Below are 16,353 nucleotides of genomic sequence, written 5' to 3'. Positions count from 1 at the left end.
CAGGAGCGCCGCTCTTGACTGCCGATTCCCCATTCCCCGTTCCCGATTCCCGGCTATTCAGTTGGCCGACACGCGTCTACTGGGAAGATACCGACGCCGGTGGCGTGGTCTACCACGCGCGCTACGTGGCCTTCCTGGAGCGGGCGCGCACGGAGTGGTTGCGGGCGCTGGGGTATGGTCAGGAGCGTCTGCGCCTGCAACACGATCTGGTGTTCGCGGTGCGCGCGATGCAGCTCGACTTCCTGCGCCCGGCACGCCTGGACGATTCCCTGCAGGTCGGCGTCGCGCTGTCGCAATGCAAGCGCGCCAGCCTGGTGTTCGCGCAGTCGATCCGCCGCGACGACGGGGAGCTGCTGTTGCGCGCGCAAGTGCGGGTGGCCGCGCTCAGCGCCGGCAGCTTCCGCCCGCGCGGCATTGACGACGCGCTGCACGATGCATTGAAAGTTCTTGAAATCACTGAAGCCGAATTACTGAGGAACGACGGATGATCGCATTGCTCCTGGCCCTGCAGGACACGGTGGTGGAGGCGCTGCCGCAGGACGTGACCCAGACCGCCACCCAGGCCGTCGCCAGCACCGCCGCCCATGGCGGCATCAACTATCTGGACCTGATGGTCAAGGCCAGCCTGCCGGTCAAGGTGATCGTGCTGCTGCTGCTGCTCGGCTCGCTTATCAGCTGGGTCATCATCTTCCGCAAGGGCAAGGTGTTCAAGGACGCCAACCGCGAGGCCGACGACTTCGAGAACCGCTTCTGGTCCGGCACCGACCTGAGCAAGCTCTACGCCGGCGCCACCGACCGCAACCGCGTGGTCGGCGGGCTGGAGGCGATCTTCGAGGCCGGTTTCCGCGAGTTCACCCGCCTGCGCGACAAGCGCCGGCTCGATGCACGCATCCAACTGGAAGGCGCGCAGCGGGCGATGCGCGCGACCTACGCGCGCGAGGTCGACCGCCTGGAGCGCAACCTGGAACTGCTCGCCAACATCGGCTCCACCGCCCCGTACGTGGGCCTGGTCGGCACCGTGTTCGGCATCATGGTGACCATGCACGACATGATCAACAGCGGCCAGCAGGCGGGCATCGCCGCGGTCGCGCCGGGCATCTCCGAGGCGCTGTTCGCCACCGCCATCGGCCTGTTCGTGGCGATCCCGGCGGTGTGGGCCTACAACCGCTTCACCACCCGGGTCGAGCGCCTGGCCGTGCGCTTCGAGACCTTCTCCGAAGAGTTCAGCTCCATCCTGCAGCGCCAGGCCAGCGGCGACTGAGCGTCGCTCGCCTGTCCACGACTCCCAGGATTCCCGCATGACTGCCGCCATTTCCCGCCGCAAGCGCCGCAAGCTCAAGTCCGAGATCAACGTCGTGCCGTACATCGACGTGATGCTGGTGCTGCTGATCATCTTCATGGTCACCGCGCCCTTGCTCAGCCTGAGCGTGGACGTGGACCTGCCCGATTCCACCGCGCGCTCGGTGGAGAGCAAGAAGGATCCGGTGATCGTCACCGTCGATGCCGAAGGCCGTTACACGCTGACCCTGCAGGACGGCAAGCCGGAGAAGATCGCCGCGCCGGAGCTGAAGGCCAAGATCCAGGCCTTCGTCGGCCAGAACAAGGACGTGCCGGTGTTCGTTGCCGCGCCCGGCACCTCGAACTACCAACTGGTCATGGACGCCATGGTCATGCTGCAGCAGGCCGGGGTGCCCAAGGTCGGCTTGATGAGTCAGCCCGGAAACAATGCACGCTGAAGCCGATTCCCGCCCGCCGCAGCAGCGCGGCGACGACAAGGGGCTGATCTTCGGGGTCGCCCTGGCGTTGCTGGTGCACGTGCTGATCGCACTGCTGTTCTTCCTGGCCTGGTGGTGGTCGCCGGTGCGCCAGGTCGAACCGGCCGCCGGTTCGCCCATGGTCGAGGCCTCGCTGGTGGTCTCGGCCGCCGACGTGCGCTCGGCGCAGAAGGCGGTGAAGGACGCGCCCAAGCCCTTGCCCGAGCCGCTGCCCGAACCGGTCAAGGACGTCGCCGAAGAGGACACGGTGCCGCCGCCGCAGCCGCTGCCCACGCCCAAGCCGCAGCAGGCGCCGACCCCGCAGCAGCAGAAGGCGCAGGACTTCGTCCCGGTGCCCGACAAGGTCGACCAGGACCGCGCCACCCGCACCGCGATCTCCCAGGAAAAGGAGAAGCAGGAGCAGGAGGCCAAGCGCCGCCAGGAACAGATCGACCTGACCGAGCAGAAGCGCCAGCAGGAGGCCGAGCAGAAGCAGCGCCTGGCCGCGCAGCAGGAAGAGGAGCGGCAGAAGAAGATCGCCGACATCCGCAAGCAGCGCGAGAAGCTGGAGCGCGAGGCCCAGCTGGCGCAGCAGAAGCTGCAGCAGATCGCCGACCTGAACGCCAAGAAGGCGTCGGCGGCCGCGGCCACCACGCCGCAGCAGGCGCCGGGCCAGAACGGTACCAACACCGATCTGCAGGCCAAGTACGCCGCGGCGATCCAGCAGGCGGTGCTGAGTCAGTGGGTGCGCCCGGACTCGGTGCCGCTGGGGCAGAAGTGCAAGATCTCGATCACCCAGATCCCAGGTGGCCAGGTCATGCAGGCCAAGGTCAGCCCCGACTGTCCCTACGACGAGGCCGGCCGCCGCTCGATCGAGGCCGCGGTGCTGCGTGCCCAGCCCTTGCCCTACCGTGGCTTCGAGACCGTGTTCGCGCGCAACCTGACCTTCAACTTCACCGCCCAGGACCAATGACCCCGGCGGCTGACGCCGCGTTGCGCGCGCCCCAGCCATCCACCCGACATGCGATGGGCGATAATGTGCTGCGTCCTGCCATCGGCTTCACATGGCGATGGTTCATGATTGCGAATACGTTCACCCGCGCATTGCTATCTCTTGCGCCTTTCCGATCCTGCTGAGCGACCCATGAAGAAACTGCCGCGCTGGCTTGCCGTTCTCACCGCCCTGTTGCTGCCTCTCGCCGCGTCCGCGCAGGACAAGGGCCTGGAAATCGACATCGTCGGCGGCAATGCCTCGGCGACCCCGATCACCGTCGTGCCGATGCCGTACCAGGGATCGGCGACCCCGCCGAGCACCGACGTCGCCGCGGTGGTTCGCGCCGACCTGGATCGCTCCGGCCAGTTCCGCAACCTGCCCGAATCGCAGATCGTGGAGCGCCCGACCCGCGGCAGCGAGGTGCAGTTCGCCACCTGGCGTGCGCTGAAGCAGAGCTATCTGGTGGTCGGCCGGGTGATGGATGCCGGCGAAGGCGCCTACCGGGTCGAGTACGAACTGTTCGACGTGGGCAAGGGCGAGCGCATGCTCGGCCTGGCGATGACCGCTCGCGCCAACGCCATGCGCGACGTCGCCCACCAGATGGCCGACGCCATCTACGAGAAGATCACCGGCGTGCGCGGCGCGTTCTGGACCCGCATCGCCTACGTCACCGCCAGCGGCAAGGGCGGGGCGATGCGTTATGCGCTGATGGTGGCCGACTCCGACGGCTACAACCCGCAGACCATCGTCCGCTCGGCCGAGCCGCTGCTGTCGCCGAACTGGAGCCCGGACGGCAAGAAGCTGGCCTACGTGAGCTTCGAGCGCGGCAACTCGTCGATCTACATCCAGGACATCGCTACCGGTGCGCGCCAGCTGGTGTCCAGCTTCCGCGGCATCAACGGCGCGCCGTCGTTCTCGCCGGACGGCAAGAAGCTGGCCCTGGCGCTGTCGCGCAGCGGCAACCCGGAGATCTACGTGATGGATCTGGGCAGCAAGCAGCTGACCCAGCTGACCAATCACTTCGGCATCGACACCGAGCCGACCTGGGCGCCGGACGGCAACAGCATCTACTTCACCTCCGACCGCAGCGGCCGCCCGCAGATCTACCAGGTGCCGGCCACCGGCGGCAGCGCCACCCGCATCACCTTCCAGGGCAACTACAACGCGACCCCGAGCGTGTCCTTCGACGGCAACAAGCTGGTCGTGGCCCAGGGCAGCGGCAACACCTACAAGATCGCGATGATGGACCGCAGCCTGGGTTCGCCGCGCTGGAGCACGCTGTCGACCGGCTCGCTGGACGAGTCGCCGAGCTTCGCCCCCAACGCCAGCATGGTGCTGTATGCGGCGCGTGAAGGCGGCCGTGGCGTGCTGTACGCGGTCTCGGCCGATGCCCGCGTGCGGCAGCGCCTGGTGCTCGCCGATGGCGACGTGCGCGAACCGTCCTGGTCGCCGTATCGCACCGCACGTTGACATGTAAGTTTGGTGTTAATATTTCGCTGTTGAACCCCTCATCGGCCCAGGAGCCACAAGGTATCGCCATGAACAAGACCACCCGCGTTCTGCTTGTTTCGCTGTTGTCCGTTGCAGCTCTGGCCGGCTGCGCCAAGAAGGTCAAGGAACAGCCCCAGACCGACACCACCGGCACCACCGGTACCACCGTCCCGACCGGCCCGTCGACCTCCGGTCTGTACGGCCCGGGCGACCTGGACACCGATTCCTGCCTGCGTCAGCGCGTGGTCTACTTCGACCTGGACAAGGACACCGTGAAGCCGGAGTTCCAGGCGATCATGGCCTGCCACGCCAAGTACCTGCGTGACCGTCCGTCCTCGCGCATCACCCTGCAGGGCAACACCGACGAGCGTGGTTCGCGCGAATACAACATGGGCCTGGGCGAGCGTCGTGCCAACGCCGTGTCCTCGGCGCTGCAGGCCAACGGTGGCTCGGCTGCGCAGCTGACCGTGGTCAGCTACGGCGAAGAGCGTCCGGTCTGCACCGAGTCGAACGAGTCCTGCTGGTCGCAGAACCGTCGCGTCGAGATCGTCTACACGGCGCAGTAAGAAAAGATGCGTATCGGTGTCCTTACATCGATGATCGTCGCGGCGGCCCTCGTGGCCGCCGCGCCGGCTCATGCGCAGCGCGCAAGCCTGGCCGACCGCGTTTCCGCGCTTGAGCAGCAGGCCATGAATACCCAGGCCAACACCGACATCCTGAACCAGCTCAACCAGCTGCGGACGCAGATGCAGTCGATGGAAGCCACGATCGAACAACTGCAGCACAGCAACGACCAGCTCAAGCAGCAGATCAAGGACCAGTACCTGGACCTGGATGGCCGCGTGGGCAGGCTGGAGAGTGGTGCAGGGGCAGGGGCGACGCCGTCGCTGCCGCCGGCCAGTGGCACCGCACCGGCTGTCGCGCCGGCCGCGCCTGGAGGCAAGCCGTCCGCCGTCGCCGAGCCGCCGCCGTCGGTGCACGGCGACGCCGGCACCCTCGCCGCCGCGGGTGACGAGCGGGCCGCCTACAATGTCGCCTTCGATGCCCTGAAGGCGGGCAAGTACGCCGACTCGGCGAACCTGTTCCAGAACTTCCTGCAGGCCTACCCGAACGGCGTGTATGCGCCGAACGCGCTGTACTGGCTGGGCGAGAGCTACTACGCCACCAAGAACTTCCAGTTGGCCGAGGCCCAGTTCCAGGACCTGATCGGCCGCTATCCGACCCACGACAAGGCGCCGGGCGCGCTGCTCAAGCTGGGCCTGTCCCAGTACGGCGAAGGCCGCGTCCAGGATGCCGAGCAGACCCTGCAGCAGGTCGGCGCGAAGTATCCTGGGTCCGATGCCGCGCGGACCGCGCAGGACCGCCTGCAGTCGATCCGTCTCGGCCAGCAACTGCGCTGAGCCCCTAACGCTGCCGCCGCCGTCGCGGGAGCATCTTTCTCCCGCCATGGCCGCCGTTCCCAGCGATATCGTCCAAAGCCCGCTGCCCCGCCTGAAGCTGACGGAGATCTTCCTGTCGCTGCAGGGCGAAGCCGAGAGCGCCGGCTGGCCGACCGTGTTCGTGCGCCTGACCGGCTGCCCGCTGCGCTGCAGCTACTGCGACACCGCCTACGCCTTCCATGGCGGGCAGTGGTGGGACATCGACGCGATTCTCGACGAGGTGGCGCGCCACGGCGTGCGCCACGTCTGCGTCACCGGCGGCGAACCGCTGGCGCAGAAGCGCTGCCTGCAGCTGCTGCAGCGCCTGTGCGACGCCGGCTACGACGTGTCGCTGGAGACCTCCGGGGCGCTGGACATCGCCGAGGTCGACCCGCGCGTGTCGCGGGTGCTCGACATCAAGACCCCGGCGTCGCAGGAAGCGCATCGCAACCGCTGGGAGAACCTGCCGCTGCTGACCGCGCGCGACCAGATCAAGTTCGTCCTGTGCGGCCGCGCCGACTACGAGTGGGCGCGCAGCGTGGTCGCCGAACACCGGCTGGACACCCGCTGCACGGTCTGGTTCTCGCCGAGCAAGAGTGAACTGACCGCGCGCGACCTGGCCGACTGGATCGTCGCCGATCGCCTGCCGGTGCGGTTCCAGATGCAGTTGCACAAGCTGCTGTGGAACGACGAGCCTGGCCGCTGAGCGGCCGGGACCAGCCATTCGGCTGTGGAAAGGCAGGAATTCGGGATTAGGGATTCGTAGGAGCGGCTTCAGCCGCGAAGGATCTTGTCCGAACTTTCATCGCGGCTGAAGTCGCTCCTGCATGGTCAAATGGACCATGTGGTATCCCGTCCGTCCACGTACCGCCGCTTTTGCAAATCCCCAATCCCCACTCCCGAATCCCCACCCTCATGAAAAACGCCGTCGTCCTTCTCTCCGGTGGCATGGACTCCGCCGTCGTCGTCGCCATCGCCCGTGCGCAGGGTTTCGCGGTGCATGCCTTGAGCGTGCGCTACGGCCAGCGCCATACCTCCGAACTGGATGCGGCCGCGCGCGTCGCCTCGGCGCTGGGCGCGGTGGCACACAAGACCGTCAACGTCGACCTGCGCAGCATCGGCGGCTCGGCGCTGACCGACGACATCGAGGTGCCGGACGCCGGTGGCGACGGCATCCCGGTCACCTATGTGCCGGCGCGCAACACCATCATGCTGTCGGTGGCGCTGGGCTGGGCCGAGGTGCTGGGCGCGGCCGACATCTTCTGCGGGGTCAACGCAGTGGACTATTCCGGCTATCCCGATTGCCGCCCCGAGTTCATCGACGCGTTCCAGACCCTGGCCAACCTGGCGACCAAGGCCGGGGTGGAGGGTGCGGGGCTGCGCGTGCATGCGCCGTTGCAGCACATGAGCAAGGCGGACATCGTGCGCGAAGGCGTGCGCCTGGGCGTGGACTTCGGCCTGACCGTGTCCTGCTACCGCGCCGACGACGCCGGCCGCGCCTGCGGCCACTGCGATGCCTGCCGCCTGCGCGCGGCCGGCTTCGCCGACGCCGGCGTTGCCGACCCGACCCGCTATGCCTGATTTCGCGAAACGCCCCGTGCTGGGGTAGACTACGCGCCCCGGTGCAACGCCGGGGTCTTGTTTTGGGCCGTTAGCTCAGTCGGTAGAGCAGAAGACTTTTAATCTTTTGGTCGATGGTTCGAATCCATCACGGCCCACCACTCCGCTCAGCGGGTCACGCGTCGCCTTTGGCGGTTTTTTCACCGCCTCCTGAAAACTACGGCGATTTCGCTGGTTCCACGGTCGGCACCGCAGTCGTCGCCTTGCCGCATCACTTCTGTCTTTGGATAGCCCAGTTCTCTGATTTACATGAGAGCTGCCCAGATGCTTCATGCAGTGCTTTGCAACGCAACGAGGCCGCCAGCGGCGATCGCGCTCTCCGTGATCGTGTGCTTCGTCGAGCGCTATTGAACCTGCTCTTCGGAAGCTTGCTTTCGTTTGCGACACGCGGGCGATCTTCCGGCTGCACCGGATTGCGAGGCCGCTGCATGCGTATCTCAATGTCGGATCGCCGGCAGCGTCAGCTGCAGACATCCGGAAGAGCCAACCGAAGCTGCGCGCATCGGGCAACTGGACGCACTGCTGAAATTGCTATGCTAGAAGCTATCTACAGGGAAATTTGTTGTGCGATCAAACGCTTTGATTCTTGCGGCTGTCCTGGTGATTCTTTCCGTGCCGGTGCATGCCGCCCAATCCGGCCGCTATGTGGTCGTGCGCAAGCAACTCACGATTGCGAGCCTGCCGGACGACGACATGCGCCCGCAGATCGTCGGGAACGTGGTCGCCGTGAGCGCCGAAGGCACCACCCTGAAAGGCGGCGCCCGCGTACCTGCCACGGGCGCAAAGAAGGGCGACTTGGCGACGTTCGCCTGCCGTTCGATCGATGCCGATAACCCGCCGGTCTCGACCGACTGCGAACTGGTCAGCTCCCAGGCACCAGACAAGAAGGCGCGCGACTACAACAACTTCTGGGACTGACCCAACGCCGTAAACGTCGCCACGATCAGCACCTTCCAACCCTGGCCACGCGCCTAGGTTTTGTCGCGCAACTTCTCTTGCGCGCAGATTGACAGCCGGAACGCGCCGCGCATCTGGACAGGAGCACGACACTGCATTTGCGCTGTTGGGTACCAAGGTCCTGTTTGTGGCGTCGCCTGCACGTGGCGGAACTCGTATGCGACGATGTGCGTATGGGCGCCCGTGGGGATATGCGGGAGATTGCCAGAGGACCGGCATCCTGCGAGTGCCGGCGTACGGGGAATCCAGGATCTGCAGCGAGGACGCTTTGGATCAATTGACGACAACGCCTGTTCCGCACGGGGACGCCTTTTTCCGAGGGCGCTGGAAAGAGTACGTGTGCATCGCGAGCGGTCCGAGTTTGAGGGCCGAGGATTGTGCCGCTGTCCGGGCTTGGGCGGACCGACATCCGGATCGGGGCGTCATCGTGGTGAACACGACATTCCGCCTGTGCCTCTGGGCGGATGTGCTTTATGCGATGGACCATGCGTGGTGGCAATGGCACCTGCCGGAGGCGCGTATGAGGTTTCTCGGTGCGCTGGTAGCGCCTGGGAGACTACCTGGCGTGCATCATGTGCCCGTGGAAGGTGTCGGACATTCCGGCGCCGGTGCGGTTGCACTGGCGGCACGATGGGGCGCGACGAAGATCGTATTGCTGGGCTACGACTGCCAGAAAAGCGGTGGAAAGGCGCATTGGCACGAGGATCATCCACGCGGGCTCGGGAATGCCGCCGCCTTGCCGGGCTGGCCTGCGGACTTCAAACGTCTGCTTCCGATGCTCGGCGGAATCCAGGTCATCAATGCGACCCGCGACACGGCGCTTGATGTGTTTCCGCGCATGAGCTTGGAAGAGGTATTGGACGCATGATGCTCGGCGCCTGCACGGATCGTTGCCGCGTCGTTCCTGGGAGTTGGATGGGGTGTGCGAGATGCTGACGCTGTTGACGGCGACTGGCGCCAGGCCGGACGCATGGAGACTGTGCGAGCGCTGGATGTGCGCTCAGGATTATCCTGATCCGGTCAGGTGGATCGTCGTCGACGATGGCCCGTCTGCGCAAACGATCGGTTTTGTGCGCGATGGCTGGCATCTGGAGGTTGTGCGCCCCTCGCCAGCCTGGGAGGTCGGGCAGAATACTCAGGCGCGCAACCTGTTGGCCGGTTTGGAGGCCGTCGCTTCGGCGGACCGCGTGGTCATCGTGGAGGACGACGACTGGTACGCGCCCGATTGGCTGTCCCACGTCGCCAACGAACTGGAATCGGCCGATCTCGTGGGCGAGTGCCGTGCGCGCTACTACAACATACGCTCGCGTCTAGCCCGGCAGATGAGCAATAACGCGCATGCAAGTCTGTGCAGTACTGCGGTAAAGGGCGCAGGTATCGAGGCGCTTCGTGAAGCATGCAGGCGCCAACCCAAATTCATCGATCTGGAGCTGTGGCGTAGCGCACGGTATGGCCGGGTTTTCCCCGGCCATCGGGTTGTGGGCATCAAGGGGCTGCCAGGACGCCTCGGAATCGGTATCGGGCATTTGCATCAGTTCACTGGCCAGTACGACGTGGACGGCGCCATCTTGCGGGCCTGGGTGGGGCAGGATGCCGCGCTGTATGAGCAAGTGGCGTCGCGCTGAGCGGCCGGTGCAGGCGAAGGCCGCGCGCCGCGTTGACCGCAAACGCATCCCGATCGCTCACCCCAAAGGCTGCAGGAGCAACGCGAGGCACAAGCCCAGCATGAACAGCGCGACCGCCGCGTCCAGCAGCCGCCACGCGGCGGGTTTGCGGAACACCGGCTGCAGCAGCCGCGCGCCGTAGCCCAGGCTGCAGAACCAGGTCGCGCTGGCCAGGCAGGCGCCGAGTGCGAACGCCCAGCGCAGTTGTCCCGGGTAGCGCGTGGAGAGGCTGCCCAGCAGCACCATGGTGTCCAGGTAGACATGCGGATTGAGGAAGGTGAAGGCCAGGCAGGTCAGCAGGACGCGTTGCCAGCTCCGCTGATCCTCGCCGTGCGCCAGCAGGCCGCCAGTGCCGCGCCAGGCGCGTCGTGCCGCAAATAGCGCGTATGCGCCGAGGAAGGCCGCACCGCCGAAGCGCAATCCCTGCAGCACGCCCGGCCAGGCGTCCACCACGCCACCGATGCCGGACACGCCGAGGACGATCAGCGCGATGTCGCTGGCGGCGCACACGGCCACGACCAGGCCGACATGCCGACGCTGCAGTCCCTGGCGCAGCACAAAGGCGTTCTGCGCGCCGATGGCAACGATCAGGCCGGCGCCGGCGACGAAGCCGGCCAACAGTGCGTGCAGCAACATGGGGAGTGCCCGGTGGCGTGGGCGAGCATGCTGCATGTGCCAGCGCGATTAGCCAAACTCATTATTCTGTAGGCTGTGAAGCGTTCCTAATCTGTGTCGCTGCCATGAATCTCCTCCACCCCCAGCTGTCCGCCTTTGCCGCCGTGCTGGAAGAAGGCAGCTTCGAGGCCGCCGCACGCCGCCTGGCGCTGACGCCGTCGGCGGTCTCGCAGCGGATCAAGGCGCTGGAAGACCGGCTCGGCCAGGTGCTGATCGTGCGCCAGGCTCCCTGCCGGCCGACGCCCGCCGGCGAGCGCCTGCTGCGCAGCGTGCGGCCGATGCAGGTGCTGGAGGCCGAGGCGGTGGCCGATCTGCTGCCCGCGCCTGCCGGTAGCGCAGCGGCCCGCAGCATCGCCATCGCCGTCAACGACGATTCGCTGCAGACCTGGTTCCTGGATGCCCTGGCGGCCCTGCACGACGCGCATGGCTATCTGTTCGACATCCAGGTCGACGACCAGGACCACACGCTGGAACTGCTGCGCAGTGGCGCGGTGCTCGGCGCCGTCACCTCCGTCGGCAAGGCCTTGCAGGGCTGCAATGTGCTGGCGCTGGGTGCGATGCGCTACCGTGCGATCGCCTCGCCAGCCTTCTTCGCCCGCTACTTTGCCGACGGCCTGGATGCGGCGGCGCTGGCCCGCGCCCCAATGATCGTCTACAACCGCAAGGACGCGCTGCAGGCGCGCTTCGTGCGGCGCATCACCCGCGCGCTTCTGAGCCCGCCGACCCACTACCTGCCGACCTCCATCGGCTTCGTCGAGGCGGCCGCGCGTGGACTGGGCTGGTGCCTGGCGCCGGAGCCGATGCTGGTGGCCGCGCTGCGGCAGCGGCAGATCGTGGTCGTCGATGCGCAGCGCTGGCTCGACGTGCCGCTGTACTGGCAGCATGTCGCGGTCCGTTCCAGGACGCTGCAGCACATCGCTCAGGCGCTGCGTGCCGCAGCGGAGGGCATGCTCGCGTCAGCGCCGCTTGCCTGAGCGTCGCTCGCGGTGGGTCGCTTGCTCCGGCGCCGATCATCGTCCAGGGCGACCTCCTGCTTGTGACGGCAGCAGTGCATCGACGCCGAGTGCTGCCGGGGATCAGGTCAGGGTCGTTTCGCGGATGACGCCGCTCGGCCTCATGCCGCCTCGTGCAGGAGCGCAGCGCCGGCGTCTGTATCCGCAGGGCGCATCAGGATCCCGGTCAAGGCGTCGGTGATGGGGGGACGAGCCGTCAGGGAGAAGGGAACGGCGGACGACGGCGTCAGGTCTGCGCCGTGCTGAAGATCCCGGCCAGGCTCTCGCTCAGGATCAACTGCAGATGCATGCGGTTGAGCTCCACGCCGGTGGTCATCATCATGTGCAGGCCGCCGCACATCGCCGCGACCGCGTAGACGCGGGCCTGGAATTCGGCTTCGCTGCCGCTCCAGCCGTGGTCGCGCAGCATGCGCCGCAGCAGGTCGCCGAGGTTCTGCACCAGGGACACGTTGAGCCGGCGCGCGTACTGCGCCAGTTCGGGGTCGCGTGCGGCGGCCAGGTCCATCTCCAGATCCAGGCGCCGCCGCCGCTGGTTGGCATCGGCCACCAGCCAGTCTTCCAATGCACCGGCGATGAACGTGGTCGCGTCCTGGTGCGGCGGCGGTTGCAGCAGCCACATGGTGCGGATCGCACGCTCGTAGCTGCGTTCCATCAGCGCCTGGACCAGGCTGCGCTTGTCGTCGAACTGCCGACGTACCGCGCTGCAGGAGACGTCGGCAGTCCCGGCGATCAGTTCGAAGGTGGTGGCGCCGAGGCCGTTCTCGACGATGCAGCGCTCGGCCGCATCGAGGACGTCATCGTGCAGGCGCTGCTCGCGTTCGCGGGCGCTGTGCAGCCGGACTACGTTGGACATGGCGTGAGCTCGGGGGGAAGCGATGCCACATGAAGGGGAGGTATGCCAGGCGACCGGCCGCGACGCGCACGCGATGCGTGACGCCGCCGCGGACGGCATGCCGACAAAGGCAGCGCGATTGTAGACGCGATGCGTCGCGGTCGCGCGTGCGGCGGCAAGTCGGTCGATCCCATAGCCACCACCGTGACGGGCGGCACTCTCGAGTGGGGGTGTCGATGCGCACTTCGCGCGCAATGGACGCAGCGGGCACGGCTGCATGACTGGGTGCTGGAGCGCGAGCGTGGGAGCGGGCGGTTTCAGTGGTGCCGGCACGACACGGCGCACCGCGGGATGCTGCGATTGCGGATGTGAACAGGGGGGCGCGCGCGCTGTCGGAAAGTTCCAGGCCGCGTGCGGACCAGCCTGGGAGTCCGGCGGGCACTGCTGTCAACTTCGGGAAGTGCGCGGTAGGAGTGCCTTCAGCCGCGACGGGCGTTACCGGGAACGCCCCGTGGGGGGGATGACGCAACGTACATCGGTTCGAGCGTGGCGAGAGCGGATCATTGGCGCTGCCCTCGTGTCGCCGTGCTTACCAGCCGAACGGCGGCGGGCCGTAGGCGCCGGGATAGTAGCCGCGGCCGAACACCGGGCCGTCGCCGCGGCCGACGCTGATGCTGATGCCCATCTGCCGCGGCTTGCCGTCATCGGTGTAGGAGGTCTTGCACAGGTTCAGATTGGCGGCCTGGTAGTTGCTGTTGCCGCCATGTGTGGAATAGCCGATGCCGGTGGCGACGCTGCCGTGCACGTCGCCGTTGCAGCGGTCGGCCTGCGCCTGCAGGGCCTCGGCGCGCGCCTGCGCTGCCGCCGCCTTCTGCGCCGAGGCCGAGGTGCCGCTGGTATCGCCGTAGTAGGTGCCCGGCGGATCGGCCTTGGTGCCGGGATCGGCGTAGGTGATCGGTTGTTGCGGCACGCTCAGGTCGAGCTTGCGCTTGGCCGCCTCGCTGTCGCTGGTGGCATCGGCGGTCTGGGCCAGGGCCGGGCCGGCAAGCAGGGCGCAGGCGAGGAGAAGGAGGCTGCGGTTCATCGGGCATCCGCCAGAAGAGAGGGGCCCGGCGGAGCCTGTCAGACGCTCCGCCGTGACGCTGACGCTATCAATACCACGTTGAACCCGGCCTGTCGGCGCCGCGGGCCGCGCCGCGACGTGCCGATGCTGTAGGCGCCGGTGCCGCGCTTCAGCCCTGTCCGTGCACCACGTCGAGCAGTTGCTGGCCGTAGCGGGCCAGCTTGCTGCCGCCGATGCCGCCGACCCGCGCCAGTTCGTCCAGGCTGCTCGGGCGCTGCTCGGCGATGTTGCGCAGGGTGCTGTCGTGGAAGATCACGAAGGCCGGCACGTTCTGTTCCTTGGCCAGGCCGGCGCGGAGGTCGCGCAGCGCGTTGAACAGGGGCAGGTCCTGCGCCTGCACCGGCACGCCGGTGCGCGGGCTGCCGCTGCGGTCGCCGCGCTCGCGGCCGCGGCTGGGCAGTTCGCGGCGCATCATGATCTTGCGTTCGCCCTTGAGCACCTGGCGGCTGGCGTCGGTGAGGCGCAGGCCGCCGTAGGCGTCGCTGTCCACTTCCAGCAGGCCGGTGGCGACCAGTTGCCGGAACACGCCGCGCCAGGCGCGCGCGTCCAGGTCCTTGCCGATGCCGTAGGTGCTGAGCTGGTCGTGGCCGAACTGCTTGATCTTCTCGCCTTCGTTGCCGCGCAGGATGTCGATCAGGTGGCCGACGCCGAAGCGCTGGCCGCTGCGGTACACGCAGCTCAGCGCCTTCTGCACGGCCACCGTGGCATCCCAGGCGTCGGCCGGCTGCAGGCAGTTGTCGCAGTTGCCGCAGGGCTGCGGATAGGTCTCGCCGAAGCCGGCCAGCAGCACCTGGCGGCGGCACTGCATCGACTCGCAGTAGCCCAGCAACTGGTCGAGCTTGCGCCGTTCCACGCGCTTGCGTTCCTCGCCGGCCTCGCCCTGCTCGATCATCTGCTTGAGCAGCACCACGTCGCCCAGGCCGTAGCACAGCCAGGCTTCGGCGGCCTCGCCGTCGCGGCCGGCGCGGCCGGTCTCCTGGTAGTAGCCCTCCAGCGACTTGGGCAGGTCGGTGTGGGCGACGAAGCGAACGTCGGGCTTGTCGATGCCCATGCCGAAGGCGATGGTGGCGCACATCACGATGCCGTCCTCGCGCAGGAAGCGGCGCTGGTTGTCGGCGCGCACCTCGGCCGGCAAGCCGGCATGGTAGGGCAGGGCGTTCAGGCCCTCGCGGGCGAGGAAGTCGGCGGTCTCCTCGACCTTGCGCCGCGACATGCAGTAGACGATGCCGGCGCTGCCGCGGTGCGCGCGCAGGAAGTCCAGCAGCTGGCGCCGCGCATTGTCCTTCTGCACCACGGTGTAGCGGATGTTGGGGCGGTCGAAGGAGCTGACGAAATGGCGCGCCTGGGCCAGGTCCAGGCGCTCGGCGATCTCGCGCTGGGTCGGCGGGTCGGCGGTGGCGGTGAGGGCGATGCGCGGGGTCTGCGGCCAGCGCTCGTGCAGCACGGTGAGCTGGCGGTATTCGGGGCGGAAGTCGTGGCCCCATTGCGATACGCAGTGCGCCTCGTCGATGGCGAACAGGGCGATGCGGCTGCGCTCGATCAGCGACAGGAAACGCGGGGTCAGCAGCCGTTCGGGAGCGACGTACAGCAGGTCCAGTTCGCCGGCCAGCAGGTCGCGCTCGACACGCTGCGCGGTCTCGCCGTCCAGGGTGGAATTGAGGTATTCGGCACGCACGCCGAGCTGGCGCAGCGCCTCGACCTGGTCCTGCATCAGCGCGATCAGCGGCGAAATGACGATGCCGGTGCCGTCGCGCAGCAGCGAGGGAATCTGGTAGCACAGCGACTTGCCGCCGCCGGTGGGCATCAGCACCAGCGCGTCGTGGCCGGCAGCGACGTGTTCGACGATGTCCTGTTGCAGGCCGCGGAACTGGTCGTAGCCGAAGACGCGGCTGAGCAAGGCGTGGGCGGGGGAAGACATCTGTGTAGGATACCGCGCCGCGCAAGGGCGGTTGGCTTCCTGGTGTGCGCAAGCGCGTGTCAGGCGAACGCGCGCTGGTCTGTAGGTGGCGACTGTCTTGCGGTCGCGGCAGACGAAGCCTGCCGGGGCCGAGATGGAAAGGCGTCGGGACTGAAGTCCCTCCCACAGTGCACACAGCCAACGTCTCGCTCCGCGCGAAGGCGCGCGCGGGCGGCGCGCCCTGCCTGCCAGGCAGGCAGGGCGGAATCCCTTACTGCAGCAGCGAGCGCAGCATCCAGGCGTACTTCTCGTGGGTCTGCAGGCGCTGGGTCAGCAGGTCCACCGACGGGTCGTCGCCGGCGTCGTCGGCGGTCTTGAGCACCTTGCGCGCGGTGCGGCACACCGCTTCGTTGCCGACCACCAGCTGGCGCACCATTTCGCGCCAGTCGGCGCTGTCGCTGAGGCCTTCTTCTTCCGGGATCGAGGTCAGCGCGGCGTATTCCTTGTAGGAGCCCGGGGCGTTGAAGCCCAGGGCGCGGATGCGCTCGGCGACGTCGTCCAGCGCCGCCCACTGCTCGGTGTACTGGGTCTCGAACATCAGGTGCAGCGAGTTGAACATCGACCCGGTCACGTTCCAGTGGAAGTTGTGGGTCTTCAGGTACAGGGTGAAGGCGTCGGCCATGTAGTGCGACAGGCCGTCGGCGATCTTCTTGCGATCGCCGCCGCCGATCCCGATATCGATGTTGGGCGCGGACGGCGCCAGGCCGGCCAGCGGCTGGCCGGCGACGGCCTTGCTGGCGGCGTTCTTGGTCTTGCCGGGGGTCTTGTTCTTGGCCATGGGAGTTCCTCTTTGGGGGTTACAGACGAGATGGCGTCACAATAGACAGACTAAAGCATGTGCTGTGATTCAACGTT

The 16,353-nt window shown here is 67.5% G+C and carries 18 protein-coding genes and 1 tRNA gene; 14 read left to right on the top strand and 5 right to left on the bottom strand.

All coding sequences use genetic code 11. From position 1 onward, the window contains the following. Positions 1-14 precede the first annotated feature (14 nt). The 13 genes from ybgC to SLW52_RS14480 all read left to right on the top strand — a co-directional run bounded on the left by ybgC (position 15) and on the right by SLW52_RS14480 (position 9,859). Positions 15-488, top strand: a complete 474-nt coding sequence (gene ybgC / locus SLW52_RS14540; protein ID WP_320740599.1) for a tol-pal system-associated acyl-CoA thioesterase — start codon at positions 15-17, stop codon at positions 486-488. Beyond that, on the top strand, positions 485-1,261 hold the full coding sequence (gene tolQ / locus SLW52_RS14535) for a protein TolQ (protein WP_017907448.1): 777 nt from the start codon (positions 485-487) through the stop codon (positions 1,259-1,261). The genes ybgC and tolQ overlap by 4 nt, the downstream gene beginning before the upstream one ends. Before the next feature lie 37 nt (positions 1,262-1,298). Further along, entirely contained in the window at positions 1,299-1,736 is a 438-nt protein-coding gene (gene tolR / locus SLW52_RS14530) for a protein TolR (RefSeq protein ID WP_320740600.1), read from the top strand. Beyond that, complete coding sequence (gene tolA / locus SLW52_RS14525) at positions 1,726-2,727, top strand: cell envelope integrity protein TolA (RefSeq protein WP_152244869.1); 1,002 nt, start codon at positions 1,726-1,728, stop codon at positions 2,725-2,727. Before tolR ends, tolA begins: the two co-directional genes overlap by 11 nt. Before the next feature lie 171 nt (positions 2,728-2,898). After that, positions 2,899-4,218 (top strand): Tol-Pal system beta propeller repeat protein TolB, encoded by a 1,320-nt coding sequence (gene tolB, locus SLW52_RS14520; RefSeq protein WP_010344310.1) that lies wholly within the window; start codon positions 2,899-2,901, stop codon positions 4,216-4,218. A gap of 68 nt (positions 4,219-4,286) precedes the next feature. Continuing rightward, positions 4,287-4,805, top strand: coding sequence for a peptidoglycan-associated lipoprotein Pal (gene pal / locus SLW52_RS14515; protein ID WP_152244871.1), 519 nt, complete (start codon positions 4,287-4,289; stop codon positions 4,803-4,805). 6 nt (positions 4,806-4,811) lie between these two features. After that, a complete protein-coding gene (gene ybgF, locus SLW52_RS14510) occupies positions 4,812-5,639 on the top strand; it encodes a tol-pal system protein YbgF (protein ID WP_193314680.1) in 828 nt (275 codons plus the stop codon). Positions 5,640-5,685: 46 nt separating this feature from the next. After that, positions 5,686-6,363, top strand: coding sequence for a 7-carboxy-7-deazaguanine synthase QueE (gene queE / locus SLW52_RS14505; protein ID WP_267114312.1), 678 nt, complete (start codon positions 5,686-5,688; stop codon positions 6,361-6,363). 209 nt (positions 6,364-6,572) lie between these two features. Next, positions 6,573-7,238, top strand: a complete 666-nt coding sequence (queC, locus tag SLW52_RS14500; RefSeq protein WP_026143259.1) for a 7-cyano-7-deazaguanine synthase QueC — start codon at positions 6,573-6,575, stop codon at positions 7,236-7,238. A gap of 64 nt (positions 7,239-7,302) precedes the next feature. Beyond that, positions 7,303-7,378 (top strand) — tRNA-Lys (locus SLW52_RS14495). Positions 7,379-7,877: 499 nt separating this feature from the next. Beyond that, positions 7,878-8,195 (top strand): hypothetical protein, encoded by a 318-nt coding sequence (locus tag SLW52_RS14490; protein WP_320740601.1) that lies wholly within the window; start codon positions 7,878-7,880, stop codon positions 8,193-8,195. Positions 8,196-8,664: 469 nt separating this feature from the next. Then, a complete protein-coding gene (locus tag SLW52_RS14485; RefSeq protein WP_267123498.1) occupies positions 8,665-9,102 on the top strand; it encodes a hypothetical protein in 438 nt (145 codons plus the stop codon). Positions 9,103-9,163: 61 nt separating this feature from the next. Then, positions 9,164-9,859, top strand: coding sequence for a glycosyltransferase family A protein (locus SLW52_RS14480; protein ID WP_267123497.1), 696 nt, complete (start codon positions 9,164-9,166; stop codon positions 9,857-9,859). A 57-nt stretch (positions 9,860-9,916) separates the two neighbouring features. Here SLW52_RS14480 and SLW52_RS14475 read toward each other — a convergent pair whose 3' ends face one another. Further along, positions 9,917-10,534, bottom strand: coding sequence for a LysE/ArgO family amino acid transporter (locus SLW52_RS14475; protein ID WP_320740602.1), 618 nt, complete (start codon positions 10,532-10,534; stop codon positions 9,917-9,919). A gap of 104 nt (positions 10,535-10,638) precedes the next feature. Between SLW52_RS14475 and SLW52_RS14470 the strand changes: the two genes are divergently transcribed. Next, on the top strand, positions 10,639-11,547 hold the full coding sequence (locus SLW52_RS14470; protein ID WP_320740603.1) for a LysR family transcriptional regulator ArgP: 909 nt from the start codon (positions 10,639-10,641) through the stop codon (positions 11,545-11,547). Between the two features lie 265 nt (positions 11,548-11,812). Here SLW52_RS14470 and SLW52_RS14465 read toward each other — a convergent pair whose 3' ends face one another. From SLW52_RS14465 to SLW52_RS14450, 4 genes are all read right to left on the bottom strand, one after another. After that, positions 11,813-12,439, bottom strand: a complete 627-nt coding sequence (locus SLW52_RS14465) for a helix-turn-helix domain-containing protein (RefSeq protein WP_320740604.1) — start codon at positions 12,437-12,439, stop codon at positions 11,813-11,815. Positions 12,440-13,007: 568 nt separating this feature from the next. Next, positions 13,008-13,502 (bottom strand): hypothetical protein, encoded by a 495-nt coding sequence (locus SLW52_RS14460; RefSeq protein ID WP_017908753.1) that lies wholly within the window; start codon positions 13,500-13,502, stop codon positions 13,008-13,010. A 148-nt stretch (positions 13,503-13,650) separates the two neighbouring features. Further along, entirely contained in the window at positions 13,651-15,459 is a 1,809-nt protein-coding gene (gene recQ / locus SLW52_RS14455; protein ID WP_043091807.1) for a DNA helicase RecQ, read from the bottom strand. A gap of 250 nt (positions 15,460-15,709) precedes the next feature. Then, positions 15,710-16,276 carry a Dps family protein gene (locus SLW52_RS14450; protein WP_010344296.1) on the bottom strand — a complete coding sequence of 189 codons (567 nt, stop codon included), beginning with the start codon at positions 16,274-16,276 and terminating at the stop codon, positions 15,710-15,712. Positions 16,277-16,353: the final 77 nt, after the last annotated feature.

It is taken from the genome of Xanthomonas sp. LF02-5, from assembly GCF_034105325.1.
In the GTDB taxonomy this organism is placed as follows: Bacteria; Pseudomonadota; Gammaproteobacteria; order Xanthomonadales; family Xanthomonadaceae; genus Xanthomonas_A; species Xanthomonas_A sontii.
This window is presented reverse-complemented; position numbering and strand designations above follow the sequence as displayed.